Here is a 23,682-nt window from a genome sequence, read left to right on the forward strand (position 1 = left end):
AAATGGCGGCCTTGAATCGGAACACCGCTGGAAAACCGTCATGACATTCACGCAAGCCCTCAGCTCCGCCTGGACCCGCAACAACTCGCTGTTGTGCGTTGGCCTCGACCCCGAACCGTCGCGTATCCCGGCCCATTTGCAGGGGCGTCCGGACGCCATCTTCGAATTCTGCCGTCAGATCGTCGATGCGACCGCGCCGTACGCGTGCGCATTCAAGCCGCAGATTGCCTACTTCGCCGCCCATCGTGCGGAAGAGCAGCTTGAGCGTCTGATTGCTCACATCCACGCCGATCATCCGGGCCTGCCCGTGATTCTCGACGCCAAGCGCGGCGACATCGGCAGCACCGCCGAGCAGTACGCCCGCGAGGCGTTCGAGCGCTATCGTGCCGATGCCGTGACCGTGAATCCGTACATGGGTTTCGATTCGCTGGAGCCGTATCTGGCGCACACCGACAAGGGCGTGATCGTGCTGTGCCGCACGTCGAACCCGGGTGGCAGCGATCTTCAGTTTCTCGACGTCGACGGCAAGCCGTTGTATCAGATGGTCGCCCGTCTGGCCGCCGGTCCGTGGAACACGAGCGGACAGATCGGTCTGGTGGTCGGCGCGACGTTCCCGGCCGAAATCGCCACGGTGCGTGGCATCGTCGGCGATATGCCGTTGCTGATTCCCGGTGTCGGTGCGCAGGGCGGCGATGTGGAAGCGACGGTCAAGGCTGGCCGCACGGCCAATGGCACGGGCATGATGATCAACTCGTCGCGCGCCATTATCTACGCCGGGCGTGACGAGCAGTTTGCTGCCGCCGCCGCCGTCGCTGCGGAGAAGACGCGCGATAGCATCAACGCCTATCGGTAACGCCAGCGGGCACCCGTGATGCGGTGAATGCCGTCGCACGGGGGGCGCTGCAACCGCGTTGCTGCGTCCGTCCATGCCACGATAAAAAAACAGCGCCTGCGAATCGCAAGGCGCTGTTTTTTTTATGTCTTTCGGCTTCGCTTGTCGGCTTCGCTTATGGGGCAAGCCGATGTTGTGCTGACGCCGTGATTTACGACTCGGCGGTGTCGAGCAATTCGATCACACCGCGCAAAGCGTGTTGTGCCGCCTGACTGCGCACTTGCGTGCGATCGCCCTTGAAGTGCTTCGTCTCGACGATCGTCTTCACGCGATTGCTCCACCCGAAGCACACCATGCCGACCGGCTTGTCGGGCGTGCCGCCACCCGGGCCGGCGACGCCGGTGATCGACAGCGAAATCTGCGCGCGGCTGTTGAACAATGCCCCTTCGGCCATGGCGCGCGCCACGGGCTCGCTTACCGCGCCGTGTTTCTCGATCAGTTCGGCAGGCACGCCGATCATTTCGGTCTTCGCCTGATTCGAGTACGTGACGAAGCCACGTTCAAACCAGTTGCTGCTGCCCGAAATGTCCGTGATCGCGGCGGCCACGAGCCCGCCGGTGCACGACTCCGCGGTGGTCAGCATCAGACGCTCGTCACGCAGACGATTACCGACTTTTACCGACAGTTGGGCCAGAAGAGCTTGTTGGGAAACCACGGGACGACGCCTTCAAAAGTGTATGTGCGGAGCGCTGTTGCCGATCAATTCATCACTCGGTCTATCGGTCTATCGGTCTGTCAGTCTGTCAGTCTGTCAGTCTGCCGGTGTGCGAGTGTCGCAAGGCGGGTTGCGGCCCGCCTCACCATTCAGACCATCGTTCAGATCGAACGCCACAAGGCGATGACGAGCAGCGTGCAGAACGCGGCGACGAGATCGTCCAGCATGATGCCGAGGCCGCCTTTCACGGTGCGATCGAAGTAACGGATCGGCGGTGGCTTCACCGCATCGAAAAAGCGGAACAGGATAAACGCCACCAACTGGCCGACGAAGCTCGTGGGCGTAATGAGCAGCAGCACAATCCAGAACGCCACGATCTCGTCCCAGACCACTGCACTAGGATCTTGTGTGCCGAGCTTGCGCGCCGTGAAGCCGCAGATCCAGATGCCACCGAGGATCGCGACGGCAATCAGCGTCGCCCAGCCGGTGACCGTCAGATAAAGATTGAGCACCAGATACGATGCCCAGCCGAATAGCGTGCCGACCGTTCCCGGTGCCAGCGACGAGAGTCCTGTGCCGAAGCCGAGGGAAAACAGGTGGGCGGGGTGCGACAGCAGGAAACGCGTGTTCGGCCGGCGCGGGCCGCTGCCCGGATTGAGGGCGGCCGTTTGGTCAGTACTCATTGGAAATGGTCGAAACTTTTGAAGTCGGCAGCGACAGGCGCCCCCGTATCATCGTGTAATTGCAGCGGGGCCTGGCGTGCATCAGGAAGCGCTATTGTACCGATACGCGTCACGCGCATCCCGAGTTCGTTGCCGATGGCGGCAATTCGGTCGCGTTGCGCGCTGTCGGCGCAGAAGCACAGTTGGTAATCGTCCCCGCCGGCCAGTGTGCAAAGTCGCTGAATCGCCTGCGATTGCGCAGCAAGTTCGCGTGAGCGCGGCAACACATCGACGTTGATCCGTGCCCCCACCCCCGAGCGCTTGAGAATATGGCCGAGATCGCCGAGCAGGCCGTCGGAAATGTCGAGCGCAGCGCGTGCCACGCCGCGAAGCGCCATGCCGAGCGTGATCTGCGGTTCGGGCCAGTCCATGGCACGGCGCACCTGATCGAAGTCGGCATCGCTTAACGGCCATTCACTGCGCAATACGCCGAGTGCCAGCCGCGCATCGCCCAACGTGCCGGAAACCCAGATATCGTCGCCGGGCTGTGCCGCGTCGCGTCGCAGCGCGTGCGCGCCCGGCACCGCGCCGAAAACAGTGACACAGAGGTTGCGCGGTCCGCGTGTGGTGTCGCCACCGATGAGCGGGCAGTCGTAGCGGTCGGCCAGCGCGGCCAATCCCTCGGCGAAGGGGCCGAGCCACGCAGGGTCGCTGTCGGGCAGGGCGAGCGCGAGCGTAACGCCGAGCGGCTTCGCGCCCATGGCCGCCAGATCCGACAAATTGACCGCCAGCGTCTTGTGACCCAACGCACGAGGATCGACATCCGGGAAGAAATGGCGCCCTTCGACGAGCATGTCCGTCGAGATCGCGAGTTGCTCGCCTGCCGGCGGGCGCAGCAATGCGCAGTCGTCGCCGATGCCGAGCGTCACTTGATCCCCCTGACGCGTCGCCCCGGCGAAGAAGCGATCGATCAGCGAGAACTCGGACAAAGGTAAGGGCGTTGACGTAGGTGTGGTCATGGGTGACGAAGTGTCGGCGTTGCGGGCAGCGACGTGGCGCATCACGCGAAGTCAGCAGGCCATGGACGAAAAGATGACGACCCGATCGGCAGCAAGACCAAAGACAGCGCAGCGCCAATCCAGTGAATCGCGAATTCGATAGCGTATTTTACGAGCGCACCCCGGTTTTCCCAATGGTCTTGTGGTGTGCATACCCGATTTCGGAACACCGCTTAGCCATGTCTCGGACAACACCTTACCGATATTTCATCCCTGGTCCGAAAATCGCGAATATGGTGCGATGCAGCGTTGAATTCTCTGGGAATTATCGCGACGATGCTCAGATCGAAGGTGCAGCCCTTATCCGCTTTTTGCATAAATGGCGTGAATAAATAGGGCTACAATTCGCATAGAAAATTTGAGCCATTCTGTCCGTTAAGAGCTTCCCCTCATGCCCACGCCGATCGATCCGAAACTGCGCGAAGCTGCGCTCGAGTATCACGAATTCCCCACCCCCGGCAAAATTGCCATCGCCCCGACCAAGCAGTTGCTCAACCAGCGCGATCTGGCGCTGGCGTACTCGCCGGGCGTTGCCGCCGCCTGTGAGGAAATCGTCGTCGACCCGCTCAACGCCTCGCGCTACACCGCGCGCGGCAATCTCGTCGGCGTGATCACGAACGGCACGGCCGTTCTGGGTCTTGGCGATATCGGCCCGCTCGCCTCCAAGCCGGTGATGGAAGGCAAGGGCGTGCTGTTCAAGAAGTTCGCCAATATCGACGTGTTCGATATCGAAATCGACGAGAAGGACCCCGAAAAGCTCGTCGACATCATCGCGGCGCTCGAGCCGACGTTCGGTGCGATCAACCTTGAGGACATCAAGGCGCCGGAGTGCTTCATCGTCGAGCGCAAGCTGCGCGAGCGCATGAAGATTCCGGTCTTCCACGATGATCAGCACGGCACGGCCATTGTGGTGGCGGCGGCGCTCATCAACGGTCTGAAGGTGGTCGGCAAGGATCTGACGTCGGTCAAAGTGGTGACCTCCGGCGCCGGTGCGGCGGCACTCGCCTGTCTCGACCTGATCGTGGACATGGGCCTGCCCATCGAGAACATTTGGGTGACGGACCTGGCCGGAGTGGTCTATGAGGGCCGCACCGAACTGATGGACCCCGAGAAGATTCGCTTCGCGCAGAAGACCGACGCGCGCGGGCTTGCCGAGGTGATCGGCGGCGCCGATGTGTTTCTCGGGCTGTCGGCTGCGGGCGTGCTCAAGCCGGAAATGGTCAAGACCATGGCCGACAAGCCGCTGATTTTCGCGCTGGCCAACCCGAATCCGGAAATCACGCCGGAACTCGCGAAGGAAGTGCGTCCGGATTGCGTGATGGCCACGGGCCGTACCGACTATCCGAATCAGGTCAACAACGTGCTGTGCTTCCCGTTCATCTTCCGTGGCGCACTCGACGTGGGTGCCACGACGATCACGCGCTCGATGGAAATCGCCGCCGTGAATGCGCTGGCGGAACTGGCACGTCAGGAACAGAGCGACATCGTCGCCTCGGCCTACGGCATCAAGAACCTGTCGTTCGGTCCTGAATACCTGATTCCGAAGCCCTTCGATCCGCGCCTGCTGGTCAAGGTCGCCACTGCCGTGGCCGAAGCCGCGATGGCGGCCGGTGTTGCGACCCGTCCGCTCGCCGACGTCGACGCCTACGAGCAATCGTTGCAGCAATTCGTGTATCACAGCGGCGGTCTGATGAAGCCGCTGTTCTCGGTGGCGCGCAGCGTGCCGGCCGACAAGAAGCGCATCGCGTTTGCCGAAGGGGAAGAAGAGCGCGTGCTGCGCGCGGTGCAGATTCTGGTGGATGAGCGTGTCGCCACGCCGATTCTGGTTGGTCGCCCGGCCGTCATCGAGCATCGCATTCAGCAGTACGGTCTGCGTCTGACCGCCGGCGTCGACTTCACGGTCGTCAACCCGGAGCACGACGAGCGCTACCGCGACTATTGGGAGACGTATCACCAGTTGACCAACCGGAAGGGCGTGACGGCGTCGTACGCGCGTGTGGAAATGCGCCGCCGAACCACGCTCATCGCTGCCATGCTGGTTCGCAAGGGTGAAGCCGATGGCCTGATCTGCGGTACCGTTTCGACGCCGGGCCGCCACCTTCACTTCATCGATCGCGTGATCGGCAAGCGCGAAGGCGGTCATGTTTACGGCGCGATGAACGCGCTGATTCTCCCGAATCGCCAGATTTTCCTGGTCGATACGCACATCAATCAGGATCCGAGCGCAGAAGAGCTGGCCGAGATCACGTTGATGGCTGCGGAGGAAATTCGCCGCTTCGGTATTCAGCCGAAGGTTGCGCTGCTCTCGCACTCGAATTTCGGTACGAGCGACGCAAGTTGCGCCCGCAAGATGCGCGAAACGCTGGCGATTCTGCAAGAACGTGCACCCGACCTGGAAGTGGACGGCGAAATGCATGGCGATTGCGCCCTCGACCCGGAACTGCGCGCGCGCATCATGCCGGAGTCGACGCTGACGGGTGCTGCCAACCTGCTGGTCATGCCGAACATCGACGCGGCGAACATTGCCTATAACCTGCTCAAGACGGCTGCGGGCAATAACGTGGCGATCGGCCCGATTCTGCTGGGTGCTGCCAAGCCGGTGCATATCCTCACGGAATCGGCGACGGTGCGACGCATTATCAACATGGTCGCGCTGGTGGTGGCCGATGCGGCAGCGCAACAGGAAACGCGCTGACCGTTCAGGGTCGATCGGTGGTTCGCCGCCGTTCGGCCCACATTAACAACAAAACGCCGCACCTTTCCGGGGCGGCGTTTTGTCATTTTAGCGACGCATTTTTCGTATCGTATATCGATATGTGTGCACTCACTTCCATGAAAAACTCTTTGTTTTCATGAATTTGTTGAGTGAATTAGTTGCCAAATGTAAGCCGACATTGATTCCGGGGAGTAATAGCGATACCCTTACGGCTTCACCTACCAGAACGGGCCCGCAGCGCAAAACCGCGCAGGCCGACAACCTAGCTATGACAATGGCACGTTGGCTTCACCGGAGCATCGTGGCGCTGACGGCGGCTGGGAGTGTTTTTCTGGGGGCGAATGCCGTGGCGCGCGAAACCGCGCCATATGTCACGGATCAAACGGCGGCGGTATCCGTCACCGAGTTGCCCCGCGAAGCGCAGCGCACGCTGTCGCTGATTGCCCAGGGCGGGCCGTTCCCTTATGCCAAAGATGGCATTGTGTTCGGGAACTACGAAAAGCGCCTGCCCAAAATGCCGCGCGGCTATTACCATGAATATACGGTGCCGACTCCCGGTGCCCGCAATAGAGGTGCCAGGCGCATCATCTGTGGCGGTGATCAACGTGCAGTCGATCCTTGTTACTACACCCAAGATCACTACAACAGCTTTAGACGCATAAGGGAATGACAGCAGTATGAGTGAGCCGGTTTTCGCACAAGAACGCGGGAAAGATCTTATGGCAGATCCATTCGGTGCGGGCGAGGGCAACTTGTTCAAGCAGGTGCTGGGCCTGCATGCTGTTGCGCGGGCTGGCCGCCGCCATGCCTTATCGGAAGAGGGAGATATGAGTCTTTTCAAGACCGTCAGGCCGAATATTGTGCAGTCGATCCGCGCTTTCCGTGTGCCGGAGCTGGCTGACGAGGCCGAGCGACTGGGGCAGCACTTCCTGTACGCCAACTGCGCCCAAGCGCAGAGCAAGGCGGAAGTGCTTGAAACGATCGCTACGTCCTTCCAGCTCCCGAAGCATTTCGGCAAGAACTTTGACGCCTTACACGATTGCCTGACCGATCTCGTCAGCCGCAGCGGCGCACAGCCGGGCTTCGTGGTCGTGCTCGAAGGGCTGCCGGTGGCGACGAAGTTCGACAAAGATGCGCGCGAAACGCTGCTGGACGTGTTCCGTGATGCCGCTGAATTCTGGGGCGAACGGCGCGTGAGCTTCCGCGTGTTCTACTCGTTCGCGTAAGCATCGGGGCATGATTTGGCGTGAACGTCGCTGAATATCCCCAGATCGACTGATTCATCATTCATCAGGCAGCAAAGAAAAAGGTCCGCAATCGCGGACCTTTTTTGTTTTCCGAGCCGCCGGGCCGATGCCGGCCCGTCACGCTCTCACCCAGTCAGTTTCACCCAGTCAGCCGCTCAGGACGTGTGCCCGGCCAGAAACTTCTGGGCGAGACCTGCCAGATCGAACTGACCCTGCGGGACATCGCCGTTCGGCGTGAGGTGATTGACGACTTCCGGCAGAATTGACGACAGTTGCTGTGCGGCTTCGTCTGTGCTGACGCCTGCCGTGTTGGCCAACTGCTGAAGCTGGCCGCCCGGGCCGAGCGCTTGAGCCACCTGATCGGGGGAAACCGGTTGGTTACCGCCGGTGCCGACCCACGACTTCAAGGCGTCGCCGAGTCCACCGCTTTCCAGCACCTGTGTGAGTCCGCCAAGACCGCCGAGTGCACCGATCAGGTCGGTGGGCGAAGTGGCCGGTGCCCCGGCGCCGCCGGGCTGAGGTGCCTGAGCACCGCCGAGCAAGCCGCCCAGCAAACCGCCAAGCCCGCCCGCCGCACCGCCCGCTGCGGCACCGCCACCGAGCATGCCGCCCAGCGCACCGCCGAGCGAACCCAGCAAACCGCCGCCACCGCCGTCTTGCCCTTCCGTTTTGCCCGTATGACTGGCGATCATCGCCAGCAGGCCCATCAACAGCAGCATGCGCGTATTGCCGCCACCGCTGTTGCCGCCTGCGGGGTTGCCGGCCGCGCCGCCGAGAATGGAATCGAGAATACCCATGACGATTTCTCCTTGAGGCCTGCTAGGCCGTTACTCGTGACAGAGTTACCCAACACTAAGCCTTACCAACCCCCCCAGCGTGCGGCAAGTGCCGCAAGGACTGCAATACCCGCTGTCTCCGTGCGAAGAATCCGATCCCCGAGGCGAATCGCCTCAAAGCCGGTGTCGCGCGCGAGGGTTTCTTCCTGAGGTGTGAGCCCGCCTTCCGGGCCGAAGAGCAACACGCCGGGCTGCGCCGGTGCCTGCGGCAATAGCGAATCAAAGCCGCTGTCCGCTCTAGGTGACAATAGCACACGCCATGCGTAACTCGTAACCGCGTCCTGGTCACGTAACCATGCCGTAATCGGCCGGACCGGCAGGATCTGCGGCACGCGATTTCGGCCGCATTGTTCGCATGCCGCTTGTGCCAGCGATTGCCAATGCGCAACTCGTTTGGCGGCCCGTTCGCTGTCGAGCCGGATCACCGAGCGCTCCGTCGCGAGCGGCTGAATGTCGGTCACCCCCAGCTCGATCGCCTTTTCGATCAGCCAATCCATCTTGTCGCCACCGGCGATGCCCTGCGCCAGCGTCACCCGGTAAGGGTTTCGGCTTCGCGGTATCGTGTTCGCCCAGTTGCACCGCAGCTGTCGCTTTTCCAGACTCACCAACTCGGCCGGATACTCACCGCCGGTGCCATTGAACAGCGTGAGCGTGTCGCCCGCTTTAAGACGCAATACCTGAACATGACGTACGACGGCATCGGGAAGGTCGAGCAGGGCGCCGGTGTGCAAGGGCGCGTCAACGAAGAAACGGGGCATACGCAGTGGGAAGGGGCCGGATCAGGCGGAAAAAGGGACGCCGCCGGCGCTATTGCTGAAGTCGGCGACCGGTCAGGGGCTGAAGCATACCCCAAGGGTCGCCGCTGGAACTTAACGACGAGGTGCGATGGGGCGCGCGAAGCCCCAGCGATAGCCGTCGATATCTTCGAGCTGGCAGAATCGATCGCCCCAGAACTGGTCCTCGGGCGGCATCAGGCCCTTGGCGCCGGCGGCGGTCGCCCGCGCGTAGAGCGCGTCCACATCGTCCGTGAAAACATAAAAACTCTGCGGCGCTTCGACGCCCGAGGTTCGCGGCGAGCGGGCCGCACTGGCAAATGCGCCTTCGGGGGCGAACATCAGGATCAATTCGCCGTGATAGAACATTTCAACGTGCATCACCGCGCCATCGTCGTCCATCGTGTTGTGCACGGTAAAGCCAAACGCCTGTTCGTAGAACGTGGCGGCGGCTCTGGCGTCGCGCACGGTCAGATAGGGCGTCAACCAAGGCACATGTGACGGGCGGGGATCGGACATGACTTTCCTCCGTTGTGGCTGCCGGGCGGCCCTGAGACCGCGAGGCCTGACCTTCAGGCCCGGCATTCGTGACGAGCATCCAATATACAAGGAACGCGCACGATCTTCACCCCGGACGAGTCATCTCGTGCCAATCGGCGTAGTGGGCGCGTCAAGCGTATCCGTCAGATCGGGGGAAATGTCGAAAAGCGCCGTGTGGCGCGACACGGCGTAGTGCCTAAGGCTGCGCAGTTGATCGGGGGAAGCGCGTTGGGCGGCCGCTTGCAGCAAGTTGGCATCGGCGCCGCGCGCATCGAGCGCATCGCTGGCGACGGCCAACGCCCACTGCGACCCATAAAGGGGCACGTAGGCCGTCATCGGCTGCACGTGCGCGAAGACCGAGCGCAGCGCTGCAAGCACCCGCCGCACTTGCGCCGGCTCGAACCACGGGGCGCCCAGTTGCACCGCAATGCCGCCACGGGGAGTCAGAAGTGACCTGACTTTCGTAAAGAACGCCGCGTCGTGGAGCGGGGCGGCCGCACCGTCGGCTTCGGTGAGGTCGAAGATTACGGCGTCGAATCGGTCGTGATGCGAGAGTGCGGCGTCGACGAAATCGCGTGCGTCGCCGATGACGAGCGTCGTGCGCCGGTCGTCGAACGCGCCATCGGCGAGCGACGGCATGTGCTGCAAGATCGTTGCCGGGACTTGCGCATCAAGTTCGGCAATGACGACCTCGGTCACGCTGGCGTGACGCAAGGCTTCGCGCGCCGAGCCGCCATCGCCGCCACCGATCACGAGCACGCGTTTCGCGTCGCCGTGCGCGAGCAGCAGCGGATGCACCATGCACTCGTGGCAAATGTGAGCATCCGCGAGACTCGCCATGAACCGCCCGTCGAGCCGGTAGGCGCGTCCGAGCGGGCCGAGGGCAGGTAGATCGACGATCTCGATGTGCTGATAGGGCGACACCGCCGTCGCCACCGTGCGGCCGGCGAGGGCGTAGGTCGCCCAAGGGCCGAGCGGGGCAGAAAATGGCTTGAGTGCGGCATCGGAATCGTCCGCAGTGACGTCGCTTATGACGGGCATTGTTGTGACAACTTCCTCTAAATTGCGGCGATTGCGCCACTTTTTGGCATCATTCCACGTTCTCGCCATTTGGGGAAGTTCACCGCAAGCGACCCGGGGTGGTGCCGTATCTGATAAAATCGCGATCTTTATCCTGCACTTGATTTCGCGCGGCAGCTCGCGGCAACGGGGCACGCCCGCTATTCCGGCTGGTCACCATGACGAACTCCTCTACTGCTACGGCTGCGCTGATGGCTTCCGCCATTCGCGTCCTCTCCATGGACGCGGTCCAACAGGCCAACTCCGGTCACCCTGGTGCGCCTATGGGCATGGCCGATATCGCGGTCGCGCTCTGGGGCCGTCACCTCAAGCACAACCCCGTCAATCCGCACTGGTTCGATCGCGACCGCTTCGTGCTGTCGAACGGCCATGGCTCGATGCTCATCTACTCGTTGCTGCATCTGACGGGCTACGATCTGCCGATTGAAGAACTCAAGCATTTCCGCCAACTGCACAGCAAGACGCCGGGCCACCCCGAAGTGGGTATCACGCCGGGCGTCGAGACGACGACGGGCCCGCTGGGTCAGGGCATCACCAATGCCGTCGGCTTTGCTTTGGCCGAAGCGCTGCTCGCGAAGGAATTCAACCGTCCGGGCGCCGACATCGTCGATCACCACACGTATGCATTCCTCGGCGACGGTTGCCTGATGGAAGGCATTTCGCATGAAGCCTGTTCGCTGGCCGGTACGCTGCGCCTGAACAAGCTGATCGCGCTGTACGACGACAATGGCATCTCGATCGACGGCGACGTCGAATATTGGTTTGCCGACGACACGCCGAAGCGTTTCGAAGCCTATGGCTGGAACGTGATCCGCGATGTCGACGGACACAACGCCGATGCGGTCGACGCCGCCATTGCGCAGGCCAAGACGTCGGATCGTCCGACGCTGATCTGCTGCAAGACGCTGATCGGCAAGGGTGCACCGAACAAGCAAGGCGGTCACGACGTGCACGGCGCGCCGCTGGGCGCGGATGAAATCGCCGCTACGCGCGCCGCACTGGGCTGGACCCTGCCGCCGTTCGAAGTGCCGGCCGAAGTCTACGCCGCATGGGACGCCAAGGCCGCCGGTCAACAAGCCGAAGCCGCCTGGAACGAGCGTTTTGCCGCTTATCGCAGCCAGTTCCCGGCCGAAGCTGCCGAGTTCGAGCGCCGCATGAAGGGCGAACTGCCGGGCGACTTCAAGTCGGCCGCTGCCGCACTGATCGCCAAGACCAACGAGAAGGGCGAGACCGTGGCGACGCGTAAGGCGTCGCAACTGGCCATCGAAGGTCTGGCTGCCGTGCTGCCGGAATTCCTCGGCGGCTCGGCCGACCTGACCGGCTCGAACCTGACCAACTGGAAGGCCAGCAAGCCGGTGCGTGCCAACGCCGATGGCGTGCAGTACGGCAACCACATCAACTATGGCGTGCGCGAATTCGGCATGAGCGCCATCATGAACGGCCTCGCGCTGCATGGTGGTCACATTCCGTTCGGCGGCACGTTCCTGACGTTCTCGGACTACAGCCGCAACGCGTTGCGCATGGCCGCGCTCATGAAGCTGCGTTCGATCTTCGTGTTCACGCACGATTCGATCGGTTTGGGCGAGGACGGCCCGACGCACCAGTCGATCGAGCATGTCTCCAGCCTGCGTCTGATTCCGCAAATGGACGTGTGGCGTCCGTGCGATACGACGGAAACGGCGAGCGCCTGGGTGGCCGCCGTGGAGCGTCACGATGGCCCGTCGAGCCTGGTGCTCAGCCGTCAGAACCTGCCGTTCGTCTCGCGCGACGACGCGCAGATCGCCAATATTCGTCGCGGCGGCTATGTGCTGCGTGACGCGGCGAATCCGCAGATCGTGCTGATCGCCACCGGCTCGGAAATGGATCTGGCCCTCAAGGGCGCCGAAGTTCTGGCTGCCGAGGGCGTCGCTGTGCGCGTCGTGTCGATGCCGTCGACCAATGTGTTCGACCGTCAGGACAAGGCGTATCGCGACAGCGTGCTGCCGCGCGGCGTGCCGCGTGTGGCCATCGAAGCCGGTGTGACGGCGTTCTGGCACAAGTACGTCGGCCTGGAAGGCGGCGTGGTCGGCATCGACACCTTTGGCGAGTCGGCTCCGGCCGGCGTGCTGTTCAAACACTTCGGCTTCACCGTCGACCATGTGGTCGCGACGGTCAAGTCCGTGCTTGGCTGATTTCGTTAGACCTTACGGAGAAACCCCCATGACCATTCGCGTCGCTATTAACGGCTATGGCCGTATCGGCCGCAACGTACTGCGTGCCCATTACGAAGGTGGCAAGAAGCACGACATCGAAATCGTCGCCATCAACGATCTGGGCAATGCGCAGACCAATGCTCACCTGACGCAATACGACACCGCGCACGGCAAGTTCCCGGGCACGGTGACGGTCGACGGCGATTACATGATCGTCAACGGCGACAAGATTCGCGTGCTGGCCAACCGCAACCCGGCAGAACTGCCGTGGGGCGAGCTGAACGTGGACGTCGTGCTCGAGTGCACGGGCTTTTTCACCACGAAGGAAAAGGCCGGCGCTCACCTGAAGGGCGGCGCAAAGAAGGTCATCATCTCGGCCCCGGGCGGCAAGGATGTGGACGCTACGGTCGTGTTCGGCGTGAACGAAGGCGTGCTCAAGTCGACCGATACGGTCATCTCGAACGCTTCGTGCACGACCAACTGCCTGGCACCGCTGGTCAAGCCGTTGCATGAAAAAATCGGTCTGGAAACGGGCCTGATGACCACCGTGCACGCCTACACCAACGATCAGGTGTTGACCGACGTCTATCACGAAGACCTGCGTCGCGCCCGTTCGGCCACGATGAGCATGATCCCGACCAAGACCGGCGCTGCTTCGGCCGTCGGCCTGGTGCTGCCGGAACTGAACGGCAAGCTGGACGGTTTCGCGATTCGCGTCCCGACGATCAACGTGTCGATCGTCGACCTGTCGTTCATCGCCAAGCGCGACACGACCGTCGATGAAGTCAACGCGATCCTGAAGGAAGCCGCCGAAGGCCCGCTGAAGGCGATCGCCACGTACACGACGGCACCGCTGGTGTCGATCGACTTCAACCACAACCCGGCATCGTCGAACTTCGACGGCTCGCTGACCAAGGTGTCGGGTCGCCTGGTGAAGGTGACGTCGTGGTACGACAACGAATGGGGCTTCTCGAACCGCATGCTCGACACGACCGTCGCGCTGATGTCGGCCAAGTAAGCTGCTGCTTCGCTGGTTGCATGAAAAAAGCCGCTGTCGAGAGACAGCGGCTTTTTCTTTTGGGCCTTGCAACGACGCATATCGACATGCGTTTCGCGCGCGATGACGTTACGGTGCGTCGCGGCGCGAGGTGGCCTTGCGGCACAGTCCGATAATCACACCGATGATCGCGCCCACCAGCAGCCCGCCAGCACCGAAATACAGCTTCCGGGGAAAGACGGCATTATCGTCAACTTGCGCAGCACTGACGATGCGCGTGTTGTATGACTGATCGGGTGCCAGCAGTTGCGAAACGCGGTACCGGCTGTCGTTCAGCACAGCCCGCTCTGAGCGGCTGCTCTGAAGCGCGCTGAGTGCCATGACGGAATCCGTATTCTTGGACTGTGCCAGCGCTGCGCCGAGTTGCTCCTGAGCTTTGGTGTTCGTTTCGATAGCAGCATCGATGACGCTCAATTGCTGCTTGGGCAGATCGCGCACTCGTTCCAGGATTGCTGCGTGTTCACTGAGAATCTGTTGCGCTGCCGTGGCGAGGGCTTGTCCGGCCTGTTGCTCGGAGGTGCCGCGCGCAACGATTTCGACGTAGGTCGTACCTTGGATGGCGCGGGCCTTGATCGCTTTCCAGACGACAGACTTGTGCAGAGCGTCCAGGTCGCCCTTAAGTTCGGGCAGCACCTTTTCTGCAAGGTCATCGCGGAAAGTGTTCAAGCTGACTCGTCCGACGGTTTGCTGTACCGACTCGATAAGCGGTCCATCCGGTCCACTCACCGGGGATCCTGCTGCGCGACCCACTTGCAGGGTCAGCTTGCCTTCCCATTGCTTCTGCACGAAGTACGTGCTGCCAACACCGATGGCACCCCCCACAATGGCGAGGCCGGCGATCCACTTGGCATTGGTCCGTACAAAGTCCAATACGTCCGCGAGTGAGACGTCGGACAGCCCTTCGGATGTCGTTTTGTAAAGTGTTTTATCGTTATTCATCGGGTGGAATCGAACGTCTAGACGTAACCGGCAGGGTCTTATGCCTTGCGCGCGAGGTAATCACCGTTTGATGCGGTGACCCCTCTTTATGTTCCATATAACCGACTTGGGGGAACATCTCCCGGACCAGGCCTCCGGGATGGGTAATGATGTGGAATTAATTCTTCTGCCGGTGCGGGCACGGATCCTTCGTGCAACTCCCGTACATGGCGAGGGAATGTTCCTGAAGTGCGAAACCGCGCTCTTTTGCGATCAACTTCTGGCGGCGTTCGATTTCTGCATCGAAAAATTCTTCGACGCGACCACAGTCCAGGCACACCAGGTGATCATGGTGATGGCCTTCGTTGAGTTCGAATACGGCCTTGCCGGACTCGAAGTTACTGCGCGACAATAGGCCGGCTTGTTCGAATTGCGTCAACACTCGGTAGACCGTGGCCAGACCGATGTCGAGGTTTTCGCCGAGCAGGTGACGATAAACGTCTTCGGCGGTCAAATGGCGCACCTCGCTGTTCTGGAAGATTTCCAGAATTTTGAGGCGCGGAAGCGTGGCTTTCAGTCCGATATTTTTCAGATCGGCGGGATTCGGCATCGCTCTACGTCCCTAGAGTACAATACAGCCCCAATAATAATGCCTTTTTGCCTTGCCCGGCGCAAACCGGCGCAAACGGGACGGTTTCAGCCGTCAACGGGGGCGATGTGGCGGCGCGCCCGGCGTGCCGGATCAAGTTCGATTTTTTTGAAAGCGAGTCAGATTTGCGTCGTTATCTCTCCCTTTATGCTGCCGCAGCACTGCTGGCGCTGGCTGGCTGCTCCACGTACGACAGCGTGACCGACAAGGTGATCGGCGTCGTGACGCCGTATCGAATCAACATCGTTCAAGGCAACTTCGTCTCGAAGGAAGCCTACGAACAGCTCAAGGCCGGCATGACGCGCGATCAAGTGCGCCAAGTGCTCGGCACGCCGCTGCTGACCGACATCTTCCACGCCAACCGCTGGGATTACGTCTTCTATTTCAAGCGCGGCAACACTTCGGTGGTGCAGGAGCGCCACTTGAGGGTGTATTTCGAGAACGACACGCTGGCCCGTTGGGACGGTGGCGAGAACCTGCCGACCGAATACCAGCTGGTGCAGGAAATCGATGGTCAGAAAGGCAAGTCTGTGAAGACCGATGCCCCGGCGCCGTCGACCGCCAGCGCGGCCGCAGCGGAAGCGGCATCGCCGTCGCCTGACGCGGCTGCCGCCGCACCGACGGTTGCCGCAACGCCGGCGGCCAACGATGTGGCAACCGTGTCGACCGACGCGGCGGCCAGCCAGACCGTGCAGACCAATGCCGGCCTGGCATCGAGCGGCACGTCCAGCACGAGCAGCAATACCGGTACCGCCGGCGGTACGGGCCTGGTGCCGTCGCCGCGCGTGACCTCCGGTGGTGGCCTGTTCTCGGCACCCAAGTAAGCCGTCAGAAACACAACCAGACTCACCATGATGAAGATTGCGATTGCGGGCGCGTCCGGCCGTATGGGCCGGATGCTGATTGAAACCGTGTTGGCCGCCGATGACGCCGAGTTGGTGGGCGCGCTCGATCGTGAGGGCAGCCCTGCCCTCGGTCACGATGCCGGGGCTTTCCTCGGTCGTGAGACCGGCGTGCACATCACCGCCGATCTCGACACCGCACTTGCCAACGCCGAATTCCTGATCGACTTCACCCGCCCGGAAGGCACGCTGCTGCATTTGGCCGCCGCCGCAAAGCATGGCGTGAAGATGATCATCGGCACGACCGGTTTCTCGGACGAAGACAAGGCACGTCTGGCCGAAGGCGCCAAGCGCGTCGCCGTCGTATTCGCACCGAACATGAGCGTGGGCGTCAACGCCACGTTCAAGTTGCTCGAAGTGGCCGCCAAGATCCTGAACACCGGCTACGACATCGAGATCATCGAAGCGCACCATCGTCACAAGGTCGATGCCCCGTCGGGCACGGCACTGCGCATGGGCGAAGTCGTGGCCGACGCCCTCGGACGCGATCTGAAAGAATGTGCCGTCTACGGCCGCGAAGGCGTGACCGGCGAGCGCGATCCGTCGACCATCGGTTTTGCGACCGTGCGCGGCGGCGATATCGTTGGCGACCATACGGTGCTGTTTGCCGGGATTGGCGAGCGCATCGAGATCACGCACAAGTCGTCGAGCCGTCTGTCGTATGCCCAGGGTTCGCTGCGTGCCGCCCGCTTCCTCGTCGAACGCCAGACCGGTCTGTTCGACATGCAGGACGTGCTAGGCCTACGCTAAGCCCCTGCCGGCCGGGGGCGTTCGACATGCGAAGTGCGCACGTCGACAACCCGGCCCTTTCGCTTCCCCGGTATCCCGGTTAATTGCCGGCACGCATTGCCAGCACCGCTGTTGCACCGTGCTGGCCGCCCTTCGAGCTGAAGGTTGCGACGCCCGCCGCCATCGCGCTGAATCCGCACCCGGCGGCGTTATAATCATCGTTTTCCCCGGATCTGCCCCAATAACCCGTGTGCCGCGCCGATGGCCGCACACCGGCAGGGCAAAGCCGAGCCGAATCCTATCTGCCGACCCATCATGCAAGAAAAATACGTTCCCGCCGACGTCGAAGCCTCCGCCCAGTCGCATTGGCAGGCGATCGATGCCTACAAGACCACCGAGCGCGCGGACAAGCAAAAATTCTATTGCGTCTCGATGCTGCCGTATCCGTCGGGCAAGCTGCATATGGGGCACGTGCGCAACTACACCATCAATGACGTGATGTACCGTCAGATGCGCATGCGCGGGTACAACGTACTCATGCCGATGGGCTGGGATGCGTTCGGCATGCCCGCTGAAAACGCGGCGATGGCCAACAACGTGCCGCCCGCGAAGTGGACGTACGACAACATCGCCTACATGAAGAAGCAGATGCAGGCGATGGGGCTGGCGATCGACTGGTCGCGCGAAGTCGCCACCTGCTCGCCGGAGTACTACCGCTGGAACCAGTGGCTGTTCCTCAAGATGCTCGAAAAGGGCGTGGTCTATCTGAAGACCGGGACGGTGAACTGGGACCCGGTCGATCAGACCGTGCTCGCCAACGAGCAGGTGATCGACGGCCGTGGCTGGCGTTCGGGTGCGCTGATCGAGAAGCGCGAGATCCCGATGTATTACATGCGCATCACCGATTATGCCGATGAGTTGCTCGGCGATCTGGACGCCCTCGGCTGGCCTGAGCGCGTGAAGGTGATGCAGCAGAACTGGATCGGCAAGAGCTTCGGCGTGAACTTCGGGTTCCCGTACGAGCTCGATGGCGAGCGCAAGCTGCTGCGCGTGTTCACCACGCGTGCCGACACGATCATGGGCGTGACCTTCTGCGCGATTGCCGCCGAGCACCCGCTCGCCACGCGTCTGGCCGCCGAGCGCCCCGACTTGCAGGCATTCATCGCCGAGTGCAAGCAGGGCGGCGTGGCCGAAGCCGACATCGCCACGATGGAAAAGAAGGGCATGCCGACGGGCTTCTTCGTCACGCATCCGATCACGGGCGACAAGGTCGAAGTGTGGATCGGCAACTACGTGCTGATGGGTTACGGCGAAGGTGCCGTGATGGGCGTGCCGGCGCACGACGAACGCGACTTCGCGTTTGCGCGCAAGTACGGGCTGCCGATCAAGCAGGTCGTGGCGGTCGCCGGCGAGACGTATTCGACCGACGCCTGGCAAGCCTGGTATGGCGACAAGGAAGGCACGCTGATCAATAGCGGCAAGTACGACGGTCTGGGCTTTGCTGCCGCCATCGACGCGATTGCTGCCGATCTGAAGGCGCAGGAAGTCGGCGACAAGCAGATCACGTTCCGTCTGCGCGACTGGGGCATTTCGCGCCAGCGTTACTGGGGCACGCCGATCCCGATCATCCACTGCGACACGTGCGGTGCCGTGCCGGTGCCGGAGAAAGATCTGCCGGTGGTGTTGCCGGAAGACCTCGTGCCGGACGGCTCGGGTAACCCGCTCGCGAAGTCGGAAGCCTTCTTGAAGTGCGATTGCCCGAAGTGCGGCAAGCCGGCACGTCGCGAGACGGACACGATGGACACGTTCGTGGACTCGTCGTGGTACTTCATGCGCTACGCCTGTCCGGATGCCGACAGCATGGTCGACGCGCGCACCGATTACTGGATGCCGATGGATCAGTACATCGGCGGCATCGAACACGCGATTCTGCACTTGTTGTATTCGCGTTTCTGGACCAAGGTCATGCGTGACCTGGGGTTGGTCAACTTCAAGGAACCGGCGCAGAACCTGCTGACGCAGGGCATGGTGCTTAACGAGACGTACTACCGCGAAGATGCCGCCGGCAAGAAGACGTGGTTCAACCCGCTCGACGTGCAGGTGCAGCTCGACGACAAGGGGCGTCCGGTGGGCGCGACGTCGAAGGCCGATGGCGGCGACGTGGTGCTGGGCGGCATCGAGAAGATGTCGAAGTCGAAGAACAACGGTGTCGATCCGCAATCGCTCATCGATCAGTACGGTGCCGACACGGCACGTCTGTTCGTGATGTTCGCCGCGCACCCGGAACAGCAACTGGAATGGTCGGGCGCCGGTGTGGAAGGCGCGAGCCGTTTCCTGCGCCGCCTGTGGGGCTTTGGTCAATCGCAAGCCGCGTTGCTGCGTCAGACGGGTGTCGCCATCGAGACCGCCAACCCGGCAGCGCAGGCGTTGCGCCGCGAGGTGCACGGCGTGCTCAAGCAGGCCAATTACGATTACCAGCGTGTGCAGTACAACACGGTCGTGTCCGCGGCGATGAAGATGCTCAACGCGATCGAAAACGACAAGGGCGCTGCCGGTGCCGGCGCGGTGCGCGAGTGCTACGGCATCTTGCTGCGCGTGCTTTACCCGGTGGTGCCGCACGTCACGCACGGCCTGTGGGATGCACTGGGCTACGCGGCCGAGTCGGGCGATCTGCTCGATGCCTCGTGGCCGGTGGTGGACGAGGCTGCGCTGGTGCAGGACGAGATCGAACTCGTGTTGCAGGTGGCGGGCAAAGTGCGTGGCGCGATTCTCGTGGCCAAGGATGCGCCGCGTGAAGCCATCGAACAGGCGGCACTGGCGCATGAAATGACGGTCAAGTTCGGCGAAGGAAAGCCGGTCAAGAAGGTCATCATCGTGCCGGGGCGTCTCGTGAACGTGGTGGTCTGAGCCGGCAGCGACTGCCGATCCATGATTTGGTGAGAAGAGGGCACATCACGTGCAAATGACATCCGGGCAACGCAGCGCGGGCATGACGCGCAGGATCTTCGGCTGGATCGCCCTGTTGGGCTGCGCGCTGGCGCTCACCGCGTGCGGTTTCCAACTGCGCGGGGCGAGCGAGTACGCATTCAAGCGCCTGTATATCTCCGGCGGCGGACAGATGGCCGTCGATATCAAGCGCTACATCCGCTACGGCAGCAAGGGGACGGTTGTCGTCGAGGCGCCGAAGGATGCCGACGCTCGCCTGGAAATTCTGGGTGCGACGGCAACGAGAACGGCGGTGAGTCTGGACTCGACGGGCCAGGCGCGTGAATACGAAATGCGCAACACGTTCACGTTCCAGTTGGTGACCCCGGACGGTACGCCGATCATTCCGCTGAGCACGATTCGCCTGACACGTAACCTGCCGTACAGCGACAGCGAAGCGACGGCTCGCGATCAGGAAGCGGCGCTGCTCAATCGCGACATGCAGAAGGATGCCGTCGATCAGATCATTCGCCGCATGGAAGCGGTGAAGACCATGCCGGCGCCGACGCCGGACCACTGAGCCCACGGCCATGCAACTGCGCCCCGACGCGCTTGACGCGAATCTTGCCAAGACCCTCTCGCCGATCTACGTGATCTACGGCGACGAGAGCCTGCTCGTGCAGGAAGCCGTCGATCGCGTGCGCGCGGCGGCCCGCGCGGGCGGTTATACCGAGCGCGATGTGCTGTCGGTCGAGCGCAGTTTCGACTGGGGCGCGCTGGCGAATTCGGGGCAGTCGATGTCGTTGTTCGGCGACCGCAAGCTGATCGAGTTGCGTATTCCCGGCGGCAAGCCCGGCAAGGACGGCGGCGCGGCGCTCAAGGCGCATGCCGAAGCGGCCAGCGGCGACGTGTTGACCATCGTCACCTTGCCGCGCCTCGATGCGGCGGCGTCCAAGTCCGACTGGTTCACCGCGCTGGATCGTGCGGGCGTGACGGTCAAGATCGATGCAGTGGATCGGGCGCGTCTGCCCGACTGGATTTCGCAGCGTCTGGCCGCACAAGGGCAGCGTGTGGCAGCGGGCGAAGCGGGACGCCGGGTGTTGCAGTTCATCGCCGATCGCGTCGAAGGCAATCTGCTCGCGGCGCATCAGGAAATTCAGAAACTTGGCCTGCTTTACCCCTCGGGAACACTCGAATTCGAGCAGGTGCAGGATGCCGTGCTCAACGTCGCGCGTTACGACGTTTTCAAGCTGAGCGAAGCGGTGCTCGCGGGCGATACGCCGCGACTCGTGCGAATGCTCGACGGCTTGCGCGGCGAAGGGGAAGCGGCCCCGCTCGTGTTGTGGGCGCTCACCGAAGAAGTCCGCACGCTGGCGAAGATTACGCGCGGTATGGCCGCAGGTAAGCCGCTCGCGATGCTGCTGCGCGAATATCGCGTGTGGGGCCCGCGCGAGCGTTTGATGGAACAGGCGGCGAATCGCGTCACGCCGGCGATGCTTGCGCAAGCGTTGCAACTGGCGGCGCGCCTCGACCGGCAGGTCAAGGGACTGCGCGCCGACGGCCTGCCCGGGGACCCGTGGGACGGCATGCTGCAACTCGGATTGTTGCTCGTCGGCGATCGACCGCCGACGGCGCGCTCCGCCCGCCCGGCCCGTCCGGCGCACGCGTAGACCGCGCCCGAAAAATATCAAATGACGACGGCGGACCCTCCGCCGGATCGACCTAATCGACCCAATCGACCAGAGTCACGAGATGGATATCAAAGCCTACATGCAGTCGCTGGGCCAGCGTGCCCGTGAGGCATCCCGCGCGATGGCACGTGCCGATACGGCCGCCAAGAACCGTGCGTTGCTCGCTATTGCCGACGCCATCGAGCGCGACGGCGCGAAGTTGCAGGAAGTGAACCGCCGCGATCTCGAACGCGCGAAAGCCAACGGGCAGGATGCCGCCTTCATCGACCGTCTGACGCTGTCCGACAAGGCATTGCGCACGATGATCGAAGGCTTGCGCCAGATCGCCGGCCTGTCCGATCCCATCGGTGAAATCAGCAACGTGCGCGTGCAGCCGAGCGGCATTCAGGTCGGCCAGATGCGCGTGCCGCTGGGGGTGATCGGCATCATTTACGAATCGCGTCCGAACGTAACCATCGATGCGGCGGCGCTGTGCCTGAAGTCGGGCAACGCGACGATCTTGCGCGGCGGCTCCGAAGCCATCGAGAGCAACACCGCGTTGGCGACCCTCATTGCCGACGCGCTGGCCGCGACCGGTTTGCCGGGGGACGCGGTACAGGTCGTCAGCACGCCCGATCGCGCCGCCGTGGGCGAACTGATCACCATGATCGAGTATGTCGACGTGATCGTGCCGCGCGGTGGCAAGAGCCTGATCGCCCGCCTGATGCAGGATGCGCGCGTGCCGATGATCAAGCATCTCGACGGCATCTGCCACGTGTATGTCGATCAACGCGCCGATGCTGCCAAAGCGCTGGCGATTTGCGAGAACGCCAAGACGCATCGCTACGGCACGTGCAACACCATGGAAACGCTGCTCGTCGACCAGCACGCCATCGCGCAACTGCCCGCGATTGCGCGCATGTTCCAGAGCAAGCAGGTCGAGCTGCGCGGCTGCGAGCGCACCGTGGCGGCGCTGACCGATGCGGGGGTGCCCGGTGTGGTGGCGGCGACCGAGGAAGATTGGTCGACCGAGTATCTCGCACCGATTCTGGCGATCAAGATCGTCGATGGTCTCGCCCCGGCGATCGAACACATCAACCGTTACGGCTCGCATCACACCGATGCCATCGTGACCGAGGACTACAGCGCGGCGATGCAATTCCTGCGCGAAGTCGATTCGGCGAGCGTGATGATCAACGCGAGCACGCGTTTTGCCGATGGTTTCGAGTTCGGGCTGGGCGCCGAGATCGGCATTTCGAACGACAAGTTGCATGCCCGCGGCCCGGTGGGGCTGGAAGGGCTGACGAGTCTCAAGTACGTCGTGTTCGGTCACGGCGAAGTGCGTCAATAAGTGACACATCGACGCGTGTGAATGTCAGGGAAGTGGGCATGAAAGTACAAGTTCTAGGCCCGGCCGATTTCCGGAAAATGCCGTGGAAGAACGGCTTGGGCGTGACGATCGAACTGGCCGTTGCGCGCCGCTCCGGCGAAGACGGCTTCGACTGGCGCATCAGCACGGCGACGGTCGCCACGGCCGGACCGTTCTCCGTCTTCGCAGGCATCGACCGCTCATTGGCGATCGTGCGCGGCGGGTCGCTCACGTTGAGCGTCGAGGGCCGCGACGACGTCACGCTCACGACGCAAACCTCGCCGTATGCGTTCGGCGGCGAACTTGCCGTGAGCAGCACACCGGTGCTCGAGAGCGAGGGCGTGCCCATCGACGACTTCAACGTCATGACACGCCGTAGCGAGTGGCAGCACACGTTGGTGCAGCATCGTCTGACGGACGACGTCGTGACGTGGGCACTGCCGGCGCAGGCCGACAGCGTCGCGTTTCTCTACTGTGCGGCGGGAGACGGCGGCGTCAGCGTGGCACTCGCCAATGGCGAGGTTGTGAACGTGCCGTCTGGCCACGCGCTGCGCTTGGACCAGATTGACGCACCCGCGTGCCAACTGCGCGCCGTAGGGCCGTCGAGTGATGTGTTCCTCACCTGCGTGACGCGGCTGCACGGCTGATGCAGTCGATGCGGCATAGCCCGCATCTCACTCGCATCCCTTCGGCGGGGACGCTCGTCCCCGCCCTCCGCAGCATCCTTCCCCTGTCCTTCCCAGAGCCTCCCCCGTACTTCCCCTAGGCCGATCCGGATACTTTTCCGGCGAGCGAAACGGCATACTTCGGTT

At 62.7% G+C, this 23,682-nt stretch carries 22 protein-coding genes; 13 read left to right on the forward strand and 9 right to left on the reverse strand.

Annotated features, from left to right (window positions below; genetic code table 11):
* Positions 1–40: 40 nt before the first annotated feature.
* A complete protein-coding gene (pyrF, locus tag CDV46_RS08595) occupies positions 41–853 on the forward strand; it encodes an orotidine-5'-phosphate decarboxylase (RefSeq protein ID WP_087722324.1) in 813 nt (270 codons plus the stop codon).
* A 190-nt stretch (positions 854–1,043) separates the two neighbouring features.
* Here pyrF and CDV46_RS08600 read toward each other — a convergent pair whose 3' ends face one another.
* The 3 genes from CDV46_RS08600 to thiL all read right to left on the reverse strand — a co-directional run bounded on the left by CDV46_RS08600 (position 1,044) and on the right by thiL (position 3,228).
* Positions 1,044–1,547, reverse strand: coding sequence for a CinA family protein (locus CDV46_RS08600; protein WP_058376143.1), 504 nt, complete (start codon positions 1,545–1,547; stop codon positions 1,044–1,046).
* Positions 1,548–1,708: 161 nt separating this feature from the next.
* The gene (locus CDV46_RS08605; protein WP_087686395.1) at positions 1,709–2,230 is read right to left on the reverse strand and encodes a phosphatidylglycerophosphatase A family protein; all 522 of its coding nucleotides are present in this window, start codon (positions 2,228–2,230) and stop codon (positions 1,709–1,711) included.
* Entirely contained in the window at positions 2,227–3,228 is a 1,002-nt protein-coding gene (gene thiL, locus CDV46_RS08610; RefSeq protein ID WP_087722376.1) for a thiamine-phosphate kinase, read from the reverse strand. Before thiL ends, CDV46_RS08605 begins: the two co-directional genes overlap by 4 nt.
* A 430-nt stretch (positions 3,229–3,658) precedes the next feature.
* On the opposite strand from thiL, the gene CDV46_RS08615 reads away from it, so the two are divergent.
* The 3 genes from CDV46_RS08615 to CDV46_RS08625 all read left to right on the forward strand — a co-directional run bounded on the left by CDV46_RS08615 (position 3,659) and on the right by CDV46_RS08625 (position 7,209).
* Positions 3,659–5,962 carry an NADP-dependent malic enzyme gene (locus CDV46_RS08615; protein ID WP_087686396.1) on the forward strand — a complete coding sequence of 768 codons (2,304 nt, stop codon included), beginning with the start codon at positions 3,659–3,661 and terminating at the stop codon, positions 5,960–5,962.
* Between the two features lie 295 nt (positions 5,963–6,257).
* Positions 6,258–6,653, forward strand: coding sequence for a ribonuclease domain-containing protein (locus CDV46_RS08620; RefSeq protein WP_058376140.1), 396 nt, complete (start codon positions 6,258–6,260; stop codon positions 6,651–6,653).
* A gap of 7 nt (positions 6,654–6,660) precedes the next feature.
* Positions 6,661–7,209 carry a barstar family protein gene (locus CDV46_RS08625; protein ID WP_058376139.1) on the forward strand — a complete coding sequence of 183 codons (549 nt, stop codon included), beginning with the start codon at positions 6,661–6,663 and terminating at the stop codon, positions 7,207–7,209.
* Positions 7,210–7,385: 176 nt separating this feature from the next.
* Here CDV46_RS08625 and CDV46_RS08630 read toward each other — a convergent pair whose 3' ends face one another.
* The 4 genes from CDV46_RS08630 to CDV46_RS08645 form a co-directional block, all read right to left on the reverse strand.
* On the reverse strand, positions 7,386–8,027 hold the full coding sequence (locus CDV46_RS08630) for a YidB family protein (RefSeq protein ID WP_087686397.1): 642 nt from the start codon (positions 8,025–8,027) through the stop codon (positions 7,386–7,388).
* A 62-nt stretch (positions 8,028–8,089) separates the two neighbouring features.
* Positions 8,090–8,824 (reverse strand): 16S rRNA (uracil(1498)-N(3))-methyltransferase, encoded by a 735-nt coding sequence (locus CDV46_RS08635; protein WP_087722325.1) that lies wholly within the window; start codon positions 8,822–8,824, stop codon positions 8,090–8,092.
* 111 nt (positions 8,825–8,935) lie between these two features.
* Positions 8,936–9,358, reverse strand: coding sequence for a VOC family protein (locus CDV46_RS08640; protein ID WP_087686399.1), 423 nt, complete (start codon positions 9,356–9,358; stop codon positions 8,936–8,938).
* 120 nt (positions 9,359–9,478) lie between these two features.
* The gene (locus CDV46_RS08645) at positions 9,479–10,420 is read right to left on the reverse strand and encodes a polyamine aminopropyltransferase (RefSeq protein WP_176399038.1); all 942 of its coding nucleotides are present in this window, start codon (positions 10,418–10,420) and stop codon (positions 9,479–9,481) included.
* A gap of 197 nt (positions 10,421–10,617) precedes the next feature.
* Between CDV46_RS08645 and tkt the strand changes: the two genes are divergently transcribed.
* Together tkt and gap are read left to right on the forward strand one after the other, a co-directional pair.
* Positions 10,618–12,630 carry a transketolase gene (gene tkt, locus CDV46_RS08650; protein ID WP_087722327.1) on the forward strand — a complete coding sequence of 671 codons (2,013 nt, stop codon included), beginning with the start codon at positions 10,618–10,620 and terminating at the stop codon, positions 12,628–12,630.
* 28 nt (positions 12,631–12,658) lie between these two features.
* Positions 12,659–13,669, forward strand: a complete 1,011-nt coding sequence (gap, locus tag CDV46_RS08655) for a type I glyceraldehyde-3-phosphate dehydrogenase (protein WP_087686402.1) — start codon at positions 12,659–12,661, stop codon at positions 13,667–13,669.
* Between the two features lie 108 nt (positions 13,670–13,777).
* Here the strand turns inward: gap and CDV46_RS08660 are convergent, their stop codons facing one another.
* A complete protein-coding gene (locus CDV46_RS08660) occupies positions 13,778–14,647 on the reverse strand; it encodes a hypothetical protein (RefSeq protein ID WP_087686403.1) in 870 nt (289 codons plus the stop codon).
* A 157-nt stretch (positions 14,648–14,804) separates the two neighbouring features.
* Complete coding sequence (gene fur / locus CDV46_RS08665) at positions 14,805–15,236, reverse strand: ferric iron uptake transcriptional regulator (RefSeq protein ID WP_023594193.1); 432 nt, start codon at positions 15,234–15,236, stop codon at positions 14,805–14,807.
* A 164-nt stretch (positions 15,237–15,400) separates the two neighbouring features.
* On the opposite strand from fur, the gene CDV46_RS08670 reads away from it, so the two are divergent.
* From CDV46_RS08670 to CDV46_RS08700, 7 genes are all read left to right on the forward strand, one after another.
* The gene (locus CDV46_RS08670) at positions 15,401–16,099 is read left to right on the forward strand and encodes an outer membrane protein assembly factor BamE (RefSeq protein WP_087722377.1); all 699 of its coding nucleotides are present in this window, start codon (positions 15,401–15,403) and stop codon (positions 16,097–16,099) included.
* 30 nt (positions 16,100–16,129) lie between these two features.
* On the forward strand, positions 16,130–16,927 hold the full coding sequence (gene dapB, locus CDV46_RS08675) for a 4-hydroxy-tetrahydrodipicolinate reductase (protein WP_087686528.1): 798 nt from the start codon (positions 16,130–16,132) through the stop codon (positions 16,925–16,927).
* 294 nt (positions 16,928–17,221) lie between these two features.
* On the forward strand, positions 17,222–19,813 hold the full coding sequence (leuS, locus tag CDV46_RS08680; protein WP_087722328.1) for a leucine--tRNA ligase: 2,592 nt from the start codon (positions 17,222–17,224) through the stop codon (positions 19,811–19,813).
* Between the two features lie 82 nt (positions 19,814–19,895).
* The gene (locus tag CDV46_RS08685; RefSeq protein ID WP_170935821.1) at positions 19,896–20,411 is read left to right on the forward strand and encodes an LPS-assembly lipoprotein LptE; all 516 of its coding nucleotides are present in this window, start codon (positions 19,896–19,898) and stop codon (positions 20,409–20,411) included.
* Positions 20,412–20,421: 10 nt separating this feature from the next.
* Positions 20,422–21,501, forward strand: coding sequence for a DNA polymerase III subunit delta (gene holA / locus CDV46_RS08690; protein ID WP_087686406.1), 1,080 nt, complete (start codon positions 20,422–20,424; stop codon positions 21,499–21,501).
* Positions 21,502–21,565: 64 nt separating this feature from the next.
* Entirely contained in the window at positions 21,566–22,852 is a 1,287-nt protein-coding gene (locus tag CDV46_RS08695) for a glutamate-5-semialdehyde dehydrogenase (protein WP_441339320.1), read from the forward strand.
* 38 nt (positions 22,853–22,890) lie between these two features.
* Positions 22,891–23,517 (forward strand): HutD/Ves family protein, encoded by a 627-nt coding sequence (locus CDV46_RS08700; RefSeq protein ID WP_087722330.1) that lies wholly within the window; start codon positions 22,891–22,893, stop codon positions 23,515–23,517.
* Positions 23,518–23,682 lie beyond the last annotated feature (165 nt).

Source organism: Pandoraea sp. PE-S2T-3, from assembly GCF_002179965.1.
In the GTDB taxonomy this organism is placed as follows: Bacteria; Pseudomonadota; Gammaproteobacteria; order Burkholderiales; family Burkholderiaceae; genus Pandoraea.